The organism is Flavobacterium sp. GSP27, assembly GCF_003970395.1.
Lineage (GTDB): Bacteria > Bacteroidota > Bacteroidia > Flavobacteriales > Flavobacteriaceae > Flavobacterium.
The window spans coordinates 25,652-46,883 of record NZ_RYDP01000015.1 but is presented as its reverse complement, the minus strand read 5'-3'; the positions used below and the strand labels follow the sequence as shown (position 1 = coordinate 46,883).

The window sequence follows — 21,232 nt, the reverse complement described above, 5'->3', positions numbered from 1 at the left end:
TTTTTAAAATAAAATTCGAAATCAAACATCCCAATCAGATGACACCAAATCAGCAACATACCTTTGTAAAAGAATATTTTTCAAAAGCATAAACGCATCTCCATACAATCACTTTTAAATAAAAAAAAATGAAAACAAGAACCATTGGAATCGCGATGATTTTTTTAGGAGTAATTCTGTTACTTTACAACAGCTTTAACTATGTAACCACTGAAAAAATTGTTGATATAGGCCCAATACAAATAAATAAAAAAGTAAACCATCCAATAAAATGGTCCCCCATTATAGGGGCTGTACTTGCTATTGGAGGAGTTGTTTTAATTATGAAAGACAAGAAACAAAGTAATTAATTACAAAGAATAATTTTTTTATTAATCTGTGAATATTACAAGTTTAAATAAAAGTTATTCAACAACTAATTTAATAAAAAAACTTAAATTTGTATTATATATACTCTTAAAATAAAACTAAAATGAAAATAAGTGCTGATTTAAAAAAAATATTTATGGGTGGTTTAGCAATGCTGATGCTGCTTTCGATTTCTTCATGTGGTAAAAACATTGCTTTTCAAAATTCTATTGTGGTCCCCGCAGCAAATGGCTCGGTAAATGTCACAAAAGACAGTAACAAAAATTATTTGATAAAAATAAAAATATCAGATTTAGCCGAAGTAAACAGATTACAGCCTTCAAAAAATGTTTACGTTGTCTGGATGGAAACAGACGGGGATATTGTAAGAAATATTGGTCAAATAAAAAGCGATAGCGGATTTTTGTCCTCAAAACTTAGAGCAACTTTTGAAACAGTTACAGCCTACAAGCCGTCAAAAATATTTATAACTGCTGAAGATGACGGAGATATTCAATATCCGGGGATGCAGATGATTTTGTCTACCAACCAATTTTAAATTTATAAAACCTACCTGATATGAATCCATACCTGGTAGGTTTTATTTTTAAAAAGTTAACTTTTCTTTTTTTGGAATAGCAATAATCCAAAAAAACCTTAGGACATGAAACCCGCAATAACAATTCTTACTCTGGAATAAACAACCGTATTTTGAATAAATTTACTTTATAACCACTACTTTATCAAGTATTTATTCTAATTCTTAAAGATGAAATTCGTGAATTTGATTGCATCTTTTTTAAAAAAATAAAGGTTACCTTAAACTATTTTAGTATGAAAACAGAAAAACAACTTAGCAAATCTATTCTTGAAATTACGATAAAAATACACGACCAGTATCCTGAGTTATCTAAATACCTAGCGGAGATTCCCATCACTGTTCCAATTATTTCAAATCCTGAAATAAATATCCAAACATTAACAAATTACTACAAGTCTTTAGAAAATATCCTTAAAGAATACACTATTAATCACCCTAGAACTGCCAATTAATCAATTCCGGTATATGAAATGAATGAGGCAAAATACATGTGGCTCTAAGCCTTAGTCTGTAACCCGTGAATAATGTAACTAATCCTAAAAGTTATGTAATCGTTTTTAGGTATAAAGTGGATATTCCAGAGCAAACTGAACACCCTATTCCGGTTTAAACTGTACATAAAGAGCTGAACTTTGTAAAGTGACAATTCTTTCACAGGTAATTATCAATAAAGCGGAATGAATCAGATTTAAAAGGAAATTGGAAAGACAAAAATAAAAATCAAAAGAAAAATTTGGAGATTGAAAAAAGTGTGAATAATATAAACTTATCAAAAAGTATTGTAACATAATTATTTTGAAACAGTTGCATCTTTGCAAAGAACAATTTTTTAATTAAAAAATTAAACAAATGAAAAAATTAAAATCAATTATTTTAGCTTCACTATTTGTAAGCCTTATCACTTTTACAACTATTGAAGCACAAGAAAAAACAGCTTCTTTTGGTTTTAAAGGAGGATTAAATTTCTCAAATCTTTACACGGATAATGTAGATGACAATAATGTATTAACAGGTTTTAATGCCGGTTTATATGCTAAGCTTCCCATTACTAATGCTATTGCTATTCAGCCTGAGATTAACTATACCACAAAAGGAGCAGAACTGGTGTACAACAATTCTTTTGCTAACGGAACAGCTAAATTCAATGTCAATTATATTGAAGTACCAGTCTTATTGGTAATGAATCTTACCGATAATTTTAATGTCCATGTTGGGCCTTATGCCGCTTATATGGTAAGTGGTAAAACAACCAATGATTCTAACTTATTTAGTTCCGAAAGTGAATTAGACACCAATGATTTCAATAAGTTTGACGCCGGTATCTCCGGAGGTATTGGTATCGATTTAGATGTTGCAAACTTTGGAGTACGATATAATTATGGTTTAACCAAAGTAGGAAAAGAAAGAAATTATTCCGGTACTAATTACACTTATCCTGATGCAAAAAATAGCGTATTGAGCTTATATGTGGGACTTAGACTTAACTAGAAATTAAAATATTAATCATTAAAAACTAAAATCATGAGCAATCTATTATATACCATAGCCGTAATTTTAATTATCTTTTGGGCGGTTGGGTTCTTCGCATACAGCGCGGGATCAATTATTCACATCCTTTTGGTTATAGCTGTAATAGCAGTGATATTGAGACTGATAAAAGGCCGAGGAATTTAAATTCATTGTTATTAAAAATAAACATTATGAAAGCAGATAAAATTATATTAGGAGTATTAGGAGGAGTTGCCGTAGGAGCATTATTAGGAGTCTTGTTTGCGCCTGAAAAAGGAGACAAAACAAGAAGAAAAATCATGGACAAAAGCAATGATTATGCTGATGAACTAAAAGGCAAATTAGACTCTTTATTAGGGACAATAACTCAAAAGTATGAGAAAATTTGGAACGAAGGCGAAAATTTAATTGGCAAGGGAGAAACTAAATTTGTAGAAGCTAAAAAGGAATTTAAAATTTAAAATTTTTAAATTACAGTTACAAAAAGATTCTCAATATCAATTTGTTCCAATTTTCAGTGTGGAAAACAATGTAACTACAGCATAAATGCTTTTTAAAAAAGCAAAAGAAACCATAAAGAATATATAAAAGGTCTTGAAGAAATGATCTTCATGACCTCGCATAGAGTGAGGCAACCTATTGCCAATATCATTGGGTTAGCCAATTTACTTGAGGAATCTATAAATTCCCCAAATGAATTAAAGGAATTTTCAGAGTACATAAAACAATCTACCATAGCGCTGGATATTTTTACAAATGAATTGACAACATTTATTTTTGCATTAGAAAAAAAAGGTAAAAAGACATAAACAGATTATATTCGTATTATTTACAAATCAAGAATGAAAATTCTTGATTTTTTTTATGTCTTTTTTTAAAATTAATTTTTGCGTTTTACGCTATTTACTTTTTTGAACTTAAAATTGAACATCGATATAAAACTACAAAAAAGCTTTTAAACTGTAAAGAGATCCTGTAAAAGGCCACTATTCTCTTTTAATATTGCGTTAAGCAAACACAAAATATAACTAATTGATTTTTAATACATAAAAGTAAAGGTAACAATTTACAAGAGTAAATCTTGCAAGTAATTTCGCTAATTCCATAACATATTCCTACTTTAATAAACTCACCTTTGTCCGCATATAACTTAATCCCCTAAATAAACAAAAAATGAAAATTAAAAATTTATTAGTAACTTTTGCAATACTATTTATTGCATTAATTTCTGGTTGCGCTAAGGATGACTTTCAAGAAATTGATGGTGTTTGTCCAGAAGTTGTCTCGACAAGCCCTGAAAATGGAGCTATTAATGTAGCACTAGACAAATCGATTACCGTTATTTTCAATGAGGAGATGAACGCATCAACTTTTAACCAATCCTCTTTTACTTTACAAGGCTCCACTTTAGTTACAGGAACTGTTTCATTCAGTGGAACAACTGCTACACTTGATCCTACATCCCCATTATCTGCGAACACAACCTATACCGGTAAAATTAAAACATCCGTTAAAGATGTAATGGGAAATGCATTACAAGTAGACTATGTTTGGACATTTAGTACCGGATCTACAGTTACTCCAATGGTAATAGAAACAGATCCGTTGAAAAATGCCACCAATGTATTTCTGAATAAAGTGGTTGCGGCAGAGTTCAATATGCCAATGAATCAAGCGACTGTAAACGCTACCAATTTCACCTTAAAACAAGGCGCTAATTCCGTTGCTGGTACGGTTACTTATAACGGAACAAAAGCTTATTTTGTACCTAGTATTCCTTTAACTGTCAATACAGTCTATACAAGTACGATCACAACTGGAGTCAAAAATATACAAGGAACATCACTTGCAAATAACTTTGTTTGGACATTTACCACAGGCGCCACTAGTGGACCTTCAGTAGTCACAACAGATCCTGAAAATAATTCTTCTGGTGTTGCTCTGAATAAAACTATTACTGCTGGTTTTAGTGTAGAAATGGATCCTACTACTATTAGTAATTCTACCTTTACTTTAAAAAATGGTACTACAGCGGTAGCAGGAGCTATTTCCTATTCAGGGACTACACTTTCCTTTATTCCTACAAGCCCACTTACAGCAGGGACTACTTATACCGCAACAATTAGTACAGCTGCTAAAAATTTAGCGGGTACTCCTCTGGCAAACGATTACGTTTGGAACTTCAGTACTACTTCAAACTTGGTTGGAAATACAGTAAATCTTGGATCAGCAGAAAGATTTGGAATTTTATCCGGTGTTGGAGTAAGTAATAATGCAGGTTTCAGTGTAATTAATAATATGGATGTGGGTATCAGTCCTGGTGTTCGTTCTTCAATAACAGGCTTTCCTCCCGCAGTTATAATAAATGGTGCTATTTATGCTTCTGATGATACTGCCCCTGTAGGGATTGCTGCCCTGCTAACACAAGCAAAACTAGACCTGACTAATGCATATCTTTTTGCAGAAGGAGCTTCTTATAGTGCGCCAATAACTGTATCCGGTGATCAGGGCGGAAAAACACTTGTTGCAGGTATATACAAATCAACATCCACACTTTTAGTACAAAATGGAGATTTGACTCTTACCGGTTCTGCAACTGACGTTTGGATCTTCCAAGTCGCATCTGCTTTTACTACTGTTGGTGGTGCAGGTGGAAATATAAAACTTAGTGGTGGAGCACTTGCTAAGAATGTGTATTGGCAAACGGGAAGTTCTGCAACTATTGGAAACTACACAAAATTTGAAGGAAATATATTAGCCTTGCAATCTATAACAATGGGAGCATATTCAACTGCAAATGGCAGAATGCTTGCTCGAAATGGAGCAGTAGTAATGACGCACACAAATATAATCTCTAAACCGTAAAAAATGAAAACTAAAAATAATTTCAAAATGGGATCATGCGCTGCATGGTCCCCTAATAATCTGAATTTCAAAAGTGTTGCGATAGTTGCTTTGACATGGTGGAGCATTCAAACCCAAGTTCAGGCACAAGAAACACTAGTAGTAAAATATGCAAAACCTACTTGGCTTTTTGGAGCTGCAGCTGGTGCCAATTTTAATTTTTATCGCGGTTCAACAAATCAGTTGAATGCTAATTTCACACCACCCGCTACTTTCCATGAGGGAGACGGTATTGGACTTTTCATTGCGCCGCTTGTAGAATACAGGCCTGCTGATTCCAGATGGGGCATCATGTTTCAAGCAGGTTATGACAGCCGTAAAGGTTCTTTTGACCCCGTTACTACCGCATGTGACTGTCCTGCAGATTTATCTACTGATCTTAGTTACATCACCGTGGAACCCAGCGTACGTTTTGCTCCGTTCAAATCTAATTTCTATGTGTATGGAGGCCCGCGTTTAGCTTTCAACTTAGACAAATCATTTACCTATCAATTGGGCACTAATACGGCATTTCCGGATCAAGAGCCTTCTCCTGAAGTAAGAGGTGATTTTAGTGCCATTAACAAAACAATTTTATCTCTTCAAATTGGAGCTGGATATGACATTCCGCTATCTTCAGACAGCAACAAAACACAATTTATATTGTCGCCTTTTGTCGCTTTCCAACCCTATTTTGGTCAAGATCCACGTGCTACAGAAACATGGAACAATACTACTGTCAGAGCTGGTGTTGCGCTCAAATTTGGACAAGGGAAAAATATTCAGGAAGCAACAGATCTGGCTAAGGACCGTGAAGTACAGTTCTCCGTAAATTCTCCTAGTAATGTTCCGGGAGAAAGAAGAATGACAGAGATTTTCCCACTTAGAAACTATGTGTTTTTTAATCAAGGATCTACTGAAATTCCAAGTCGTTATGTTGTATTAACGAAAGACCAAGTAAAAGACTTCAAAGAAGACCAACTGGAAGTTTTTGTTCCAAAAAAATTGTCTGATCGTTCTAAACGTCAAATGACTGTGTATTATAATGTATTGAACATTCTGGGTGATCGAATGCAAAAAAATCCTACAGCTACAATTATCTTGGTAGGTTCGTCAGAAAAAGGATCCCAAGAGGGTTTAGTAATGGCAGCATCAATCAAGACTTATCTAGTATATATATTTGCTATTGATCCGTCTAGAATCATGACTAAAGGTCAAGACAAACCAACTATACCTTCTGAACAACCAGGCGGAACTCAAGAACTAGTCTTACTTCGTGAAGGCGATCGCAGAGTTTCTATCGAAAGTAATTCACCGGATTTACTAATGGAATTTCAAAGTGGACCTGATGCGCAATTAAAACCTGTACAAATAATAGCACTACAAGAAGCTCCTATTGAAAGCTATGTTAGCTTCAACAATAAAGGAGCCGGTGAAGCCTTATCTTCATGGTCATTACAAATTACTGATGAGCAAGGTACGGTTCAAAATTTTGGACCATATACTCAAGACGAAGTTAAAATTCCTGGAAAAGCAATTTTAGGGAGCCGTCCAGAAGGTGATTACACCGTAAAAATGATTGGTCAAACTAAAAGTGGTAAAATTGTAGAAAAAGAAACTCCTGTTCACATGGTACTTTGGACTCCTGCAAAAATGGAGGAAGGCACCAGATATAGTATTATTTATGAATTTAATAAATCTAAAGCAATTGGTATCTATGAAAAATACCTTAGCGAAGTAGTAACCCCACAAATACCTGTTGGCGCAACAGTACTAATTCACGGTCATACTGATAGTATTGGTGAAGAAACCTACAATCAAAACTTGTCTTTAGCCCGTGCTAACGATGTGAAAGGGATCCTTGAAAAAGGGTTATCTAAAGCCGGTAGGAATGACGTAAAATTTGAAGTAACCGGAGAGGGCGAGAATGAAAATAATTCTCCTTTTGAAAACAAAACCCCTGAAGAACGTTTTTACAACCGTACCGTCATAATTGATATAATGCCCGCTATTAAATAAGTAAAATGCACGTATTATAAATTGACAAAGAGGGTAGAAACGCAAAGTTCTATCCTCTTTTTTTGTGCTGAAATTTATTTCAGATATCATGAATAGAAATTCATTTTCATAATTAAGTAGCAAGAAAGATATATTCTCGCAATTATTAAAGAAAATTTTTGCAACAGATTGGGCTGATTAAAAATATTTTAAAGCTATGAAGCGCATTAATCTATGCAAATCTGTGAAATCTATGGAAAGAAATGAAGATCTTTATTACTATTTTAGTCCCAAATTAATACCAATTTTTTTGAATTAATTTATTAGTTCTGAATCTTATAATTTTACAAAGTAAAGGTAAATTAGACGTAATCCCTTTCCAATTTTGATTTTAAACACTTACTTTTCGTAAAAATTTTAGTATTTTTACTTTTCACTTTATTTAAAAACATGACCGAAAGCGAGAAAATCCTTACCAAATTCTATAGTGCTATTGCAAATGCAGATTCACCAACAATGTGTAACTGTTATGATTCCAGTATTCAATTTCGTGATCCAGTTTTTGGTCTATTAAAGGGAAATGATGTTTGCCTAATGTGGAAAATGCTCCTCGAAAAAAGCAAAGGGAATATTACAATTAAATTCTCTGCGGTCAAGGCTGATGACTATATTGGCTCCGTACAATTTATAGCTACCTACAATTTCAGTAAGACTAATAGAAAAGTAGTAAATCGTATTCAGGCACAATTTCAGTTTAAAGACGGATTAATTATAAAACACACCGATGATTTTGATATTTTTAAATGGTCCAAACAAGCTTTTGGAATCACCGGATACCTACTAGGCTGGACTGGTTTTTTTCATAAAAAAATTCAAGAGCAAGCCCTTTTATCATTAAAAAAATATAAAGAAACTCAACATGCTGATTGACACCCTGAAAATGCTTTTCATTAGAGATTTAAACATTCTGAAATCCGAAATTGAATCGTATGAAAACGAAAGTGATATTTGGAAAACACAAAAAGGAATCGCTAATTCAGCCGGAAATCTATGCTTGCATATTATAGGAAATCTCAACACATATATTGGAGCCCAATATGGAAAGACGGGTTATATAAGAAACAGACCATTAGAATTTTCACTGAAAGATATTTCAAGAGCAGAATTATTATCAAAAATCGAAGAAACGATAGTTATCCTTGTCAATGCACTTAATACCCTCTCAGAAGAAGATTTGAAAATGGAATATCCACTTTTAGTTTTAAAGAACAAAACTTCAACTGAGTTCATACTCATCCATTTGACCACGCACCTTGCCTATCATTTGGGACAAATTAATTACCACAGGCGATTATTGGACGCTTAAATATTTCCCACAATATTCAATTTACTGTAATTCGATTAGTTATAACAAACATCTTACTCGCAAATAAATATAAAATACGAATAAGAGATAACGACTATAATGTAATATTGATATCCAATCCTCTAAAACTCCCATCCCGGTTCAGTCCACTAAAAAATATTCTGTTTTAGAAATTCTTTAGTTTATAAGTAATAACCATGGTATAATGTCGTATTTTAAAATCAGGATAAAATTATGTAACAATCTGATTTAAGGATGTTTTACTTAAAGTTAATTCTTTTGACTTTACGACTTTTAAACTTTCGACTTACTTAACGTTGTCCGCATTAATATTCTATTTTGGAAAAACACTATTTATTCCGTTATGTTTTGCTTTACTCATTAGTTTTATTCTATATCCTGTTTGTAAGTGGATTGAAAAAAAGGAATACAAAAAGGATTAGCTATCTTTATTTGTATTTTAGAACCTCACTTTTGGCAGGTCCCGTTATTTATTTATTATCAAATTGATAACGGACCGCACTCCTAGTTAGAAGACATTATCCGTTTTGTTAGGAGAGGGCGAACAAAAAAAGACGAGATAATCTATTTCAAAAGAGCAAAATCAAACGCCCAGTCCAACTCCTTTTTATACCACAATTGCCCTTGTGAAACTTCCAGCGGACAGTCAAAATTATTCGTATAAAGCGCTCCGGTTCCTAATCCCTGAGGCATTGCATTGTGTTGCAAAAAAGTCCATTGCGCAATCGCATTTAGTCCAATATTACTCTCCAAAGCAGAGGTAATCCACCACCCGATTTTATGCTTTTCAGCCAATGAAATCCATTCTTGCGTGCCTCGAAAACCACCTACAAAACTAGGCTTCAAAATGATGTATTGCGGCTTGATTTTTGTCAGTAATTGCTTTTTCTCTGCCAAAGTAAACACACCGATCAGCTCTTCATCCAAAGCAATAGGAAAAGGAGCTTTTTTACACAGATCTGCCATCCTGTCAGTATGGTTTTTTTGTATCGGTTGCTCTATACTATGTAATTTAAATTCAGATAGTTGAATTAATTTATTTAAAGCTAAAGTTACATCAAAAGCACCGTTCGCATCCACCCGAATTTCGACTTGTTCCGGAGTAAAATGTTCCCGAATAAACCTTAATAACTGTAGTTCTTTATCAAAATCTATTGCTCCAATTTTGAGTTTGATGCATCTAAAACCCTGCGCTAATTTTTCCTCGATTTGCTGCTTCATAAACGCCTCTTCACCCATCCAAACTAAACCGTTTATCAGGATGGATTTTGTACCGTTTGTGAATTCAGATGGAAAGAGGAAAAAAGGGTTTTCATTCTCCAAAGATCGGAACGCCATTTCCACTCCAAATTGTATCGAAGGAAACTCTAATAACGCTTCCCAAAGCTGATCTTTTCCTAAGTGAATATTATCGCAAGTCCACTGCAATTTTTCTTCATAATCCGGTCGGTCATCAATACTCAATCCGCGAAGGATTCCGCACTCTCCTATTCCCTTTTTACCGTCTTGTTCCAAAACAATAAACCAAGTTTCTTTTTCGGTCATAACGCCACGAGAAGTTCCTGATGGACGTTTGAAATTAAGAATATATTTGTGGTAGGTTGCTTTCAAGAAATTATGAATTATGAGTTATTTCAATCTAGTAAACTTATATCTGAATTATTTTATTAAAATTTAGATGCCTAACATGGTAAAAAGAATTGTTGCTTCTTTAAAACATATAAGGCATATAAGCTTTAAAGTTCGATTTATTTATCCATTAACTTCAAAACTCTTTCAAAATCATCATTTTTAATCCCAACTTTCTTAAAAGCTGCGAAATCTTGTTTTACTTTTTGAGTCCAACTCAAACTATCCGTTACGTTTTGCGATTGATACTCTTTATAAATGGCTTTTGCAGACGAAAAATTATCATTCAATAAATACGCGTGTGCTAAATTCAGCTTTATCAATAACTCTGTATCGTCTATTTTCTCACCTTCTTTCAGGAATTTAATTGCTTTGCCGTATTGCTTCGTCAAAACATAACTGCTACCTATCGCATTATAATCCAAAGCAGTTGCTTTTCCATCATTGATAATCGTTGTCAATTTCGTGATTGCCTCACCTTGCATTCCTTGTTTAGCCAACATAGCGGCTTGCTTACGCAAATTGTCATACACACTTTTTGAAAGACTACTTTCACCAAAACAACTATTACCAAAATCCCTGAACGCCTTAGTGCGCTCTACAGCTAATAATTTCTGGAATTCCTTAAACTTGTACTTGGTTTGGATTTTATCGAGAATACAAACACAAAAATCATCTGAATTGGTCATTTTTTGAGCCAAATTAGATGTTTTGCATTGTTCAATTATTGCTTTTCTGTTTGCTAAAGTCCATCCGCGACTGAGTTTATTATCAACCCACGGCACCACTTCGAGAATGATTTTTTGGTTCATGATCCAGTTTTTACTTTCGAAACCAAACCATAAATTTCCCGAATTCGATCGCATACAAGTAGATTTCTCAGTAGAAAGTCGTTTGGCATCTTTACTCACCGGCGTGTCTTGAACCAAACAAGCATCATCCGTTTTGCCACTTTCTTTATATTGTGTGGCTAATTCATCGCTAGAGAAAACAGCATACTTGCATTTATCATCACCTGATATTTTCGACAAGATAAAAACTGCTCCTGCTGAACCTTGACTGATTCCTGTTGGGTCTGGAATAGCTTTTAAAACCGAAACTAAACTGCCTACCATTTGCTGATTTTTATCCAAAAGCGTTATTCTGTATACGACCTCGGTAGTTCCTTCAGGGAAATCTTGAGTTTTTATAACGATTCTATCTCTGGCGGAAACTGTAATTTCTTCGGTTGTAGCACGGGTTTTATCCCAATAGCCATCTTTCTGAGAAAAAATAGTATTTGTTGAAATTAGAAACAGAAATAAAAAAATGAAATTCTTTTTTTGCATGATTGATATAAAATTTAAACACCAGAGCGAACAACGTTTTAGTAAAATTAACTACGAAGTTTGGTACCGGCAAACCCTAGCCCAGATAGAAGTAAAAATCCTTTTATCACCCTGTCAGGGTTTCAAACCCTGACAGGGTGATAAAAGATTGCAACGGATAGCTGGATTAGCTTCAAATAAAAAAATTACAACTCTATGGAACTTCCTATCTCTAACAACATGAGATCTTTTCCTTTATTGAAGAATTTACGAATAGCATCTTCATGATCAATTTCGATATAACCGAAAGTGTCGTAATGATACCCCAGAATTTTATCGCAATCCAAGAAATCAGAAGCGACAATAGCATCTTCAACATCCATGGTAAAATTATCACCTATGGGCAGAATAGCTAAATCGAGTTTGGTCCGCATAGGAATGAGTTTCATATCCATAGTAAGCGCTGTATCACCAGCAATGTAGATGTTTTTATGTTCCCCTTCAATGACAAAACCGCCAGGATTTCCTCCATAACTGCCATCAGGAAACGAACTGGAATGAATGGCATTTACATATTTCAGTTTTCCAAAATCGAAATTCCAGCTTCCACCGTGATTCATAGGATGCGATTGAAAGCCTTTTGCACCATAATAACCGGCAATTTCAGCGTTAGAAACAATTACCGCATTCGTTCTTTTAGCTATCGCATCGACATCCAGAATATGATCTCCGTGAGCATGTGTCACTAAAATATAATCGGCTTTTAACGTATCAATGTCAATGTGAGCTGCATTGGGATTTGCAGAAATGTACGGATCTACAATAATATGTTTGCCGCCAACTTCTATCCCTAATGCCCCGTGACCGTAAAATGTTATTTTCATCTTTTTAAATTTAAAAATAGAATGATTAAAGGATTCCGTATTTAGATTATTATTTTATCTCCCCCCTAAAAAAGTGTTTACAATTATATCCGAAAAGAAATAAATCATACCTAATGACAATAAAATTGAAAGTGCAAAAGTACTCAATGCCAGTTTTTTTAATTCAGGATCTAATTCCTTAGGATTTTGGTTTTTATAGACGGTAATTAAATGTTTAGTCAAAGGGATATACGACAATAAAAACAAGTATTGATCAAAGTGAAAATCATCTGTAATAGCAAAAATCAATACTAAAACCATTGCGGTTACAATCAGAATATAATGGTATATTTTAGCTTTGGCACCGCCAATTTTTACGACAATCGTGTTTTTATTTGATTTTTTATCTGATGCTTCGTCTCGCATATTATTCAGATTTAAAACACCTACACTCAATAATCCAATGGCTATTGCAGGTAAAACCAACAACGCATCCAATTGTTTAGAATATAAAAAATTCACTCCTAAAGTACTCACCAAACCGAAAAATACAAAGACAAACACATCGCCAAATCCACGGTATCCGTACGCCGTATTTCCAACTGTATATCGAATGGCTGATACAATTGCCAAAATTCCCAAAACCAAATAAAACAAGGAAAACCATAAATTTGTATCTCTAAACGCATAATAAATCAATAGCATCGCTGAAAGCAACGTCAAAGCTGATGTTATGATCATGGCGCGTTTCATGGCTTGCGGAGTAATCACACCGCTTTGTATGGCACGTTTTGGTCCTACCCGATCTTCATTATCCGTTCCTTTCATGCCGTCACCGTAATCATTGGCAAAATTGGACAGTATTTGCAATCCTAATGTTGTCAATATTGCAAAACCAAACAATCGCCAGTTAAAAACTTCCGTAGGCGTTAATATGTTATCTGTTGGGTTTGCCAAAGCATACATGCTTCCAACTATTATTCCAGAAACCGATAAGGGTAAGGTTCGTAAACGTGCGGCTTCAATCCAATGTTTCATATTTTTTTATTTAAAAGTTTGAAGTTTAAAACTTAAGCTTTATTGTAAAAAACAACTTTAAACCTTAAACTTTAAACCATTTTATTTACATCCAATTGCTATCGGAAGTTTCTATTTCGTACAACCAAAAATTAACTTGTTGTTGTAGTACTGAATAATTCCCTAATTGAAAAGCGATATTTCCTCCTGCGGTATGCAATGTTATGGAACCAATATCCAACTTTTTATGCCAAAAAAGCTGCGACGTTGTAATCGCTTGTATTTTACTGGGTTCAATAATATCATTGCTCACATCCCAAGCGCCACTTTGCTTTATTATAAAATTCTCGTGGATAAACAATCGGTCATTTTTGAATTTAAAATACTGGATTGCTCCAATAAAAATCACATAAATTGGCATCACATAATTATATTCAAAAATTATAGGTTCAATCCAATGACCAACTGCCATAAAACCAAACAAAGGTAATCCTATTGAAAGAATAACAGAAAAAACAAGTTTACGAAAATTAGGCTGAAGCATTACTCCCTTTTCAGGAATTTGATGAAATAATAACGTCAATATGGAATCTCTTTCGGCTTCACTGCATCCCGGAATTTCTATTATTGATTTCCGTTCTTCCTTTTCACCCCCGGTAGCTTGTTTGATTTGTAGTTCTAAAATTCCCATTTTTTTTTGGAAATAATTTCTGGTAACGGACGTGATCTGAACTTTTTCAGGTTTGATGATAGTGCTTTTCGTATTCAACAAGCCAAAAGACAACAACAAAGATCCTTTTTGTCTCGCTATTCTATAATCATAATATTTAAAAACCGTACGGATCACATTTACAACCAGAACCACAACAAACAACAACAGTATTGATATTAAAATAGTTTGCAACACTACATTTTTATCAATGTATAATCCTACTTTCTCCTTATAAGCATTGCTTTCTTCTCCAAAATTTTGAAAATTCTCATATATAGTACTAAAAAAAATTACCAATAGAGCGATACTTCTGCCATAATTAGATGTAATTCCAACTTTCAGCAAACTCAAAAAACTGATTTTAATAAAAGGATGCGCAGCTTCAAATAGTTTTTGCTCGGTTTCCTCCAATACAGTTTCTTCAGCGCCAATTTCATTCTTTATATCTTCATTTTCTAACAAACGAAATTTCAATTCCAAAGCCAGTTCTTGCGAAATCGCTTGAATAGCACCTTCTTTTTTATTGCTTCCGGCTGTGTCTACATCCAATTCATAAACACCAATTAATTTTTGAATAAAAGACTGATTGATATTTACCTGTTGGATTTTACGCAGCTGAATCGCGGTTTTGGTTTTATTGAAAACGCCGTCGGTAATGATAAATTCCTGATTTTCGGCATCCAAAAAGAAAGTGAAATTCAGGTATTTCAAATAAGAAACAACTCCAACACTCACAAAGAGGGCAAGCATCCCAAAGAAAAAATACAATTTATTAACCTCATCAAACTTGAAAATCCAAATCACAATCATAGGCCACAACGCTCTGGCGTAATACTGAAGCGTGTAAAAAAACATCACTAAAATCCCTATTGAAGATTGCCTCTGTGGCTGACTAAAATCGGCTCCCATTACAATTGCTTTTGTATTTTACCCATCAACAACTGTTTGATATTTTCGGCTTGTTCTTTTTCAATTCCGGGAATTTCAATATCACTGGAATTTCCGCCAGCAGTAAAAATTTCAATTTTGGCCAAACCAAAATAACGTGAAATCAGTCCTTCATGCAATGCCACATGTTGCACTCTGTTATAAGGAATTACAATCGTATTTGTAGCAATTATTCCGTGTCTGAAAAGCACATCGTGTTCCCTGAATGCAAATCCTTTTTTATGGAATCCAATAATAGAAAACACTACCAACAAAGCTGAGAATACGGGAATAACAGCTCCTATAATCAACCAGACTCTTCCTGAAAACAGTTCCGGTTTAAATGTTGAAATCAATATTGGAACAAGAATAAGTATGCCAATAAATAACGCCAAATTAATCAATACTACCCTAATATATTTAGGATGTAAATTCATAAAAGTGACTTTCTCAAATTTTGGAAGTTGGCCCGTATCAATTGTTTCGTTTGTGAAATTTTCCATTTGTAAATTTTAGTTTTTTTTGCCAAAAAGAGGCTTTCTTTTTTGCCACAAAGACCACTAAGGCGCGACGTTTTTATTTGAGTCTTTTGAGTCTGATTACTGAAACTGTTAATGAGATTTCTTCTTCGTCGAAATGACAAATTACGACTGCGTTCTTGATGGCGACCGACTACTGAACACTTATAACTGAATACTCAATTACGGCAACCATTTTTTCTCAAAATTCGGCTTTCTTTTTTCCAAGAATGCATTCCTGCCTTCTTTAGCTTCTTCTGTCATATAGGCAAGTCTAGTGGCCTCACCGGCAAAAACCTGTTGTCCCACCATTCCATCATCCGTAAGATTCATCGCAAATTTTAGCATTTTAATAGCCATTGGAGATTTTTGCAAGATTTCCTGCGCCCATTCGTAAGCCGTATTTTCTAATTCAGCGTGAGGAATCACAGCGTTCACCATTCCCATATCCATAGCATCCTGAGCCGAATAATTGCGTCCCAAAAAGAAAATTTCACGTGCTTTTTTCTGTCCCACCATTTTAGCTAAATAAGCTGAACCATATCCACCATCAAAACTGGTTACATCGGCATCAGTTTGTTTGAAAATAGCGTGTTCTTTACTTGCCAAAGTCAAATCGCAGACCACATGTAAACTATGTCCGCCGCCTACAGCCCATCCAGGAACTACGGCGATAACTACTTTTGGCATGAATCGGATTAAGCGTTGTACTTCTAAGATGTTCAAACGATGCTGTCCGTCATCGCCTACATATCCTTGATGACCACGTGCGTTTTGATCGCCTCCGCTACAAAAAGAATATACGCCATCCTTAGAAGAAGGTCCTTCGGCAGAAAGTAAAACTACTCCAATTGAAGTATCTTCCTGCGCATCATAAAAGGCATTATACAATTCAGCTGTCGTTTTTGGACGAAATGCATTGCGCACATCCGGCCTGTTAAAAGCAATTCTGGCAACGCCATTGCATTTCTTATAAGTGATATCTTCGTATTCTTTAGCAGTAATCCAATCCATTACAATTGATTTTAATTATTATAGTGTAAAAATAAATCATTTTTTACATTTTATCTATTCTATTTAGACAAGCTTATGGTAATATTTCTCTCATTAAAGGCTTTGTAATGTTAAAAAACGACCAAAAAATAGCGTTTTAACAGTTGGGAATCCAAATTATTTCTAACTTTATAATCAGCTAATCAGATAAATACGAATTATTTATCTCATTTAATTATTGATTTTTCACTGATTTATTAACCTAAAAAAAGAATGTATTGAATATCATTAAAAATGTTGTCACTCGTTTTTCTACGGTAATAACTTATAACACTATTTCAAAAGCCCTGATTAACGAGTTTATGAGAAAATCATTTGCTTCAGCAGTAAAAATAAAAGTAACACCCACGGTTAACTAAAGAGCTATTTTTCTTGTTCTTGCATAAGTGAGACATTAATAAACAATTGTTTAGAAAATTATCTTCCAATATATATAAAACCAGTGGCTTTATTGTGAAATTATTTTCAAAAATGCTACGCAACTGACTGGACATTTAAAGACAAACTATTCTTTAAAGTACTTTATGCTTACGTTATTGTTTTAAAAATAGTATCCTGAATACTATAGTGTTAGAGGTGGATAAAGTTACTTTGAACATCCAATTTATTTTAATGTTGTCAGAATTTATTATTCTAAAACAATATTAAAAAGAGAAAGACTAATCATACCGATTAGTCTTTCTTTTTTTAATTTACATTGAACATTGTTTAAACATTTTATATTTTTTCTAAATCATTTAGAAATTAATCTACAGTAAGAATATGCTCCTTGACTAAACTTCCTAAATTTTTTAATGGTTGCAAACGATAAAACATAAAAATAGTGTTGGTATTATTTTACTCCTTAATTAAGTAAATTCCGTCTTCCTTGATTTCGATTAATTTCTCTCGGTATAAAGCACCAATGGCTTTCTTGAAGGTTTTCTTGCTCATTTTCAAAACTGTTTTAATGTCTTCCGGGTGTGAATTGTCCGTCAAACGCAAAAAACCTCTGCTGGCTCTTAACTCATCTAGAATTTTATCTGCATTGGGCTCGATACTTTGGTACCCCTGAACCTGCAATGCCACATCAATTTTATTATCAGGGCGAATCGTCTTAATGTAGCCGCGCATGCGGTCTCCTGTTCGAATTGCATCATCATACACTTCATCTTTGTACAACAAACCTTTATGTTTCTCGTTGATAATTACGTTAATTCCTATTTCAGTAATGTGCGAAACAATCAAATCCACTTCTTCTCCTTTTTCAACCGTTAGCTCCTCATTTTTTAGAAATTGGTTGGTTTTACTGGAAGCCACCAAACGATTAGTTTTTTCGTCCATATAAAGATAAACCAAGTAGCGTTTGCCTTTTTCCATAGGACGCGCCTGCTCTTTGAACGGAACCAAAATATCTTTTTCCATTCCCCAATCCATAAAAGCACCAATCTGATTGGTATAATTCACACGCAAAAGCGCAAATTCATTCAATAATATATACGGTTCTAATGTGGTGGCAACGGGTCTTTCTTCGTGGTCTAAATACACAAAAACAATCAACTCCTCGCCTATTTCAAATTCGTTTGGTACATATTTGTTAGGCAACAGAATGTCGTGAATTCCTTCGGGATCTTTTTCTGGATTACCTAGAAACAAACCCACTTTGGTATCGCGTAATATGGTAAGCGTATTGTATTTTCCTATTTCAATCATTTTCTTTCAATTTCTAAAGTGCAAAGGTACGAAGTTTGAAAATAGTAAATTAAGAAACCGTCCACAAAAAAACAAAGCCCGAATCCGAGGTTTTTTGGTTTTCCAGAAGCATCACTTTCCGTTGTTTCATTATGAGTTGTACTGCCGACTATTTAGTATCTTTTACTCATCAGTGGACGTAAACCAAAAATGAAAGAGCTACTTTAGAATAAAATTAGTTGTTTTTTTTATAAACGAATAAAAATTCCGTAAGATTACACAAATACAAAAAGTCCAATGAAAGTAGATTCATTGGACTTTTTGTAAATAAAAAAATAGCACTAAACCTTTTTAAAAATAATTGGCTATTCATAAAAAATAAAAGGCCGTCTTTTGGGGGAAGACAGCCTTTTAATTATAAAAAAACACTCAACTTAAATTTTTGCGAAGATATTTGTGTAATATTTTTTACCCGTTGCAGGATCCTCTTTTATTGCAATTCCAAAATGGGTAAAATTACCCTCTATATTTTCTTTATGACTAGGACTGGCTAACCAAGCATTTAAAGCCGCTTGTGGTGTATTGTAATTATAAGCAATATTTTCGCTCACGGATGTGGCTCCTAATGTTTTCATTATATTTTCGGAACGAGCCACAAAATCATTATGATTCACTACATTATTTACAATCATATAATGATCATGTTCTTCTGATTTGTAAGACATGTGATTAATTTTTTCTAAAGGTGTTAAACCCTTGCGAACTCTGTGAGCATTAATCAAATTCATCGTTTCTATTTCGATCGAATTGTATGAATAAACAGTTACTTTCTTTGCTACGGCATCAGCTGTTTGAGTATCAGAAGAGTCTGAAGAACAGGAATTCATAGTGCATATTACAGTCACGAGCAATAACGCACGAAGTAATTTTAGCTTCATAAGAGTAGTAGTTTAAGTGTAAAGTAAATTGTGGGACAAAAAACTTTAAGAATAATTAATAGATGCTTTTTATTATTAATTAAAATTACATCTTTTATCGTTAAACTACCAAAAATAATCGACTAACTACATTATAAAGATATTTATATATGTATATTTCCTACTTTAAGGAGAGAGTCTGTCCATTTTCCAAGAATAATCGTGTTGACTTGTATAACGAATTCTATCATGTAATCGATTGGGCCTTCCTTGCCAAAACTCTACTTCTAAAGGAGTTACTAAAAATCCGCCCCAGTGTTTGGGTCTCGGAATTACAACACTCTCAAAATCTTTTTCTAACTGCTTCAGGTTTTCCTCTAAATAGCCTCTGGAAGGAATCACTTCACTTTGGTTAGAAACTAGTGCGCCTAATTTACTGCCATCAGGTCTGGATTCAAAATAACTATCAGAAGTCATTTCCGATGTTTTTTTTGCAATTCCTTTAATGATTACCTGACGCTCCATAGTATGCCAAAAAAAAGACAGGCACACATTAGGATTTTCAGCAATAGCCTTACCTTTTTCTGAATTGTAATTGGTATAAAAAATAAAACCTTCTTCAGTAAATTTTTTCAATAAAACAACTCTAGACTTGGGAAAACCATCTAAACCTATTGTAGCAACCGTCATAGCATTTACTTCGCTTTCGCCACCATAATCTTCTACTTCATGAAACCAGCGATTAAACAAATTTATTGGGTCTTCCGGAATATTCGATTCTAATAATTCACTCTTTTCGTATGATTTTCTGTAATTACTTAAGTCGTTCATATTTCATTGTTTTAAAAATGTTTGATTGTTGAATGATTTGATAAAAATTATCAAAAAATCCAAATACTATTTTATACTCTAAATTGATTTCTGTATTTAAAACTCAAAGCTTTTTCCATCATCTGCTAAGAGTACTGAGGGGAAAATAGTTTCGGCTTCTTCTTTAAACAATCCGATATTTTCATATCGGGTGGAATAATGTCCTAAAACTAATTGTTTAGCATTTGCTTTCAAAGCTATGGTTGCAGCTTCTTTAGCTGTAGAATGTAATGTTTTTTTTGCCAGATTTTCCTCCGATTGAAGGAAAGTAGATTCATGGTACAACACATCTATATTTTCAATTATAGGAAGTATCTCCTCATTGTAAGCAGTATCTGAGCAAAATGCATAATTCTTTGCCGGAATAGGATCAAATGTCAATTTGTCGTTTGCTATGATTCTTCCGTCTTCCAACGCGATGTCTTTCCCATTTTTTATTTTTTGGTAATAGCAACTCTCTATTTCATAATTTTGAACGGCATCCAAATTCAGTTTTCGGTCTCCTAATTTTTCTTGGAACAAAAAACCATTAGTATACACGCGGTGTTTTAATGGAATGGTTTTCACCAAAACCTTGTCGTCTTCAAAAATAATTTCGCTTTCCAGCGATTCCAATTCATGAAAGAACAAACCGTAATTGGTCCAAGAATTAGACAATCGCAATTGCAACTTGATAATTTCTTTGATGCCCTTTGGACCATAAATATGCAAATCCGTAGTTCTGTTGAGCAAAGTAAATGTGGATACTAAACCCACTAATCCAAAGAAGTGGTCTCCGTGCAAATGGGAAATAAAAACATGGTTTATTTTAGAAAATCGTATTTTATTCTTCCGCAATTGCACTTGGGTTCCTTCTCCGCAATCAATCAAAAAGAGTCTGTTTTTTATGTCTAAAATCTGGGAAGTAGGATTGGTAAAGGTTCGCGGAGTGGCTGCATAGCAACCGAGGATTGTTAGTTTCAAGTTTAATTTATTCGGTTATTTGGTTAACTATTTAATCGTTATTTCATATTTGTTTAAAT

Annotated in this window: 22 protein-coding genes; 11 read left to right on the top strand and 11 right to left on the bottom strand. The window is 33.8% G+C overall.

Annotated features, from left to right (window positions below):
- The first annotated feature begins 128 nt into the window (after window positions 1-128).
- The 11 genes from EKM05_RS12465 to EKM05_RS12415 all read left to right on the top strand — a co-directional run bounded on the left by EKM05_RS12465 (window position 129) and on the right by EKM05_RS12415 (window position 8,705).
- Window positions 129-350 (top strand): hypothetical protein, encoded by a 222-nt coding sequence (locus tag EKM05_RS12465; RefSeq protein WP_126555761.1) that lies wholly within the window; start codon window positions 129-131, stop codon window positions 348-350.
- 122 nt (window positions 351-472) lie between these two features.
- Complete coding sequence (locus EKM05_RS12460) at window positions 473-907, top strand: hypothetical protein (protein ID WP_199745220.1); 435 nt, start codon at window positions 473-475, stop codon at window positions 905-907.
- Between the two features lie 275 nt (window positions 908-1,182).
- Entirely contained in the window at window positions 1,183-1,401 is a 219-nt protein-coding gene (locus EKM05_RS12455) for a hypothetical protein (protein WP_126555758.1), read from the top strand.
- Window positions 1,402-1,798: 397 nt separating this feature from the next.
- A complete protein-coding gene (locus EKM05_RS12450) occupies window positions 1,799-2,437 on the top strand; it encodes a porin family protein (protein ID WP_126555755.1) in 639 nt (212 codons plus the stop codon).
- Window positions 2,438-2,470: 33 nt separating this feature from the next.
- Entirely contained in the window at window positions 2,471-2,623 is a 153-nt protein-coding gene (locus tag EKM05_RS12445; protein ID WP_126459873.1) for a lmo0937 family membrane protein, read from the top strand.
- 26 nt (window positions 2,624-2,649) lie between these two features.
- Entirely contained in the window at window positions 2,650-2,919 is a 270-nt protein-coding gene (locus EKM05_RS12440; RefSeq protein ID WP_126555752.1) for a YtxH domain-containing protein, read from the top strand.
- A 141-nt stretch (window positions 2,920-3,060) separates the two neighbouring features.
- Window positions 3,061-3,267, top strand: a complete 207-nt coding sequence (locus EKM05_RS12435) for a histidine kinase dimerization/phospho-acceptor domain-containing protein (RefSeq protein ID WP_126555749.1) — start codon at window positions 3,061-3,063, stop codon at window positions 3,265-3,267.
- 364 nt (window positions 3,268-3,631) lie between these two features.
- Complete coding sequence (locus EKM05_RS12430) at window positions 3,632-5,323, top strand: Ig-like domain-containing protein (RefSeq protein ID WP_126555745.1); 1,692 nt, start codon at window positions 3,632-3,634, stop codon at window positions 5,321-5,323.
- A gap of 3 nt (window positions 5,324-5,326) precedes the next feature.
- Window positions 5,327-7,360 carry an OmpA family protein gene (locus EKM05_RS12425; RefSeq protein WP_126555742.1) on the top strand — a complete coding sequence of 678 codons (2,034 nt, stop codon included), beginning with the start codon at window positions 5,327-5,329 and terminating at the stop codon, window positions 7,358-7,360.
- A gap of 429 nt (window positions 7,361-7,789) precedes the next feature.
- Window positions 7,790-8,269: a nuclear transport factor 2 family protein gene (locus EKM05_RS12420; protein ID WP_126555739.1), complete on the top strand. Its 480-nt coding sequence runs from the start codon at window positions 7,790-7,792 to the stop codon at window positions 8,267-8,269.
- Window positions 8,259-8,705, top strand: a complete 447-nt coding sequence (locus EKM05_RS12415; protein WP_126555736.1) for a DinB family protein — start codon at window positions 8,259-8,261, stop codon at window positions 8,703-8,705. Before EKM05_RS12420 ends, EKM05_RS12415 begins: the two co-directional genes overlap by 11 nt.
- Window positions 8,706-9,290: 585 nt before the next feature.
- On the opposite strand, the gene EKM05_RS12410 is transcribed toward EKM05_RS12415, so the two are convergent.
- From EKM05_RS12410 to EKM05_RS12360, 11 genes are all read right to left on the bottom strand, one after another.
- A complete protein-coding gene (locus EKM05_RS12410) occupies window positions 9,291-10,337 on the bottom strand; it encodes an o-succinylbenzoate synthase (protein WP_126555733.1) in 1,047 nt (348 codons plus the stop codon).
- A gap of 137 nt (window positions 10,338-10,474) precedes the next feature.
- On the bottom strand, window positions 10,475-11,683 hold the full coding sequence (locus EKM05_RS12405; protein ID WP_126555730.1) for a M48 family metallopeptidase: 1,209 nt from the start codon (window positions 11,681-11,683) through the stop codon (window positions 10,475-10,477).
- Window positions 11,684-11,868: 185 nt separating this feature from the next.
- Window positions 11,869-12,546 (bottom strand): metal-dependent hydrolase, encoded by a 678-nt coding sequence (locus tag EKM05_RS12400; protein WP_126454851.1) that lies wholly within the window; start codon window positions 12,544-12,546, stop codon window positions 11,869-11,871.
- A 54-nt stretch (window positions 12,547-12,600) separates the two neighbouring features.
- Entirely contained in the window at window positions 12,601-13,563 is a 963-nt protein-coding gene (gene menA, locus EKM05_RS12395; RefSeq protein ID WP_126555727.1) for a 1,4-dihydroxy-2-naphthoate octaprenyltransferase, read from the bottom strand.
- 85 nt (window positions 13,564-13,648) lie between these two features.
- A complete protein-coding gene (locus tag EKM05_RS12390) occupies window positions 13,649-15,163 on the bottom strand; it encodes a PH domain-containing protein (protein ID WP_126555724.1) in 1,515 nt (504 codons plus the stop codon).
- Complete coding sequence (locus tag EKM05_RS12385; protein WP_126555721.1) at window positions 15,163-15,684, bottom strand: PH domain-containing protein; 522 nt, start codon at window positions 15,682-15,684, stop codon at window positions 15,163-15,165. Before EKM05_RS12385 ends, EKM05_RS12390 begins: the two co-directional genes overlap by 1 nt.
- A gap of 198 nt (window positions 15,685-15,882) precedes the next feature.
- Window positions 15,883-16,713 carry a 1,4-dihydroxy-2-naphthoyl-CoA synthase gene (locus EKM05_RS12380; RefSeq protein ID WP_126459908.1) on the bottom strand — a complete coding sequence of 277 codons (831 nt, stop codon included), beginning with the start codon at window positions 16,711-16,713 and terminating at the stop codon, window positions 15,883-15,885.
- A gap of 876 nt (window positions 16,714-17,589) precedes the next feature.
- Window positions 17,590-18,444, bottom strand: coding sequence for a S1 RNA-binding domain-containing protein (locus EKM05_RS12375; RefSeq protein ID WP_126454843.1), 855 nt, complete (start codon window positions 18,442-18,444; stop codon window positions 17,590-17,592).
- A gap of 413 nt (window positions 18,445-18,857) precedes the next feature.
- On the bottom strand, window positions 18,858-19,361 hold the full coding sequence (locus tag EKM05_RS12370; RefSeq protein ID WP_126555718.1) for a CAP domain-containing protein: 504 nt from the start codon (window positions 19,359-19,361) through the stop codon (window positions 18,858-18,860).
- A 165-nt stretch (window positions 19,362-19,526) separates the two neighbouring features.
- Window positions 19,527-20,171, bottom strand: coding sequence for a pyridoxamine 5'-phosphate oxidase (gene pdxH, locus EKM05_RS12365; protein ID WP_126555715.1), 645 nt, complete (start codon window positions 20,169-20,171; stop codon window positions 19,527-19,529).
- A gap of 96 nt (window positions 20,172-20,267) precedes the next feature.
- Window positions 20,268-21,173 (bottom strand): ribonuclease Z, encoded by a 906-nt coding sequence (locus tag EKM05_RS12360; protein ID WP_126459916.1) that lies wholly within the window; start codon window positions 21,171-21,173, stop codon window positions 20,268-20,270.
- Window positions 21,174-21,232 lie beyond the last annotated feature (59 nt).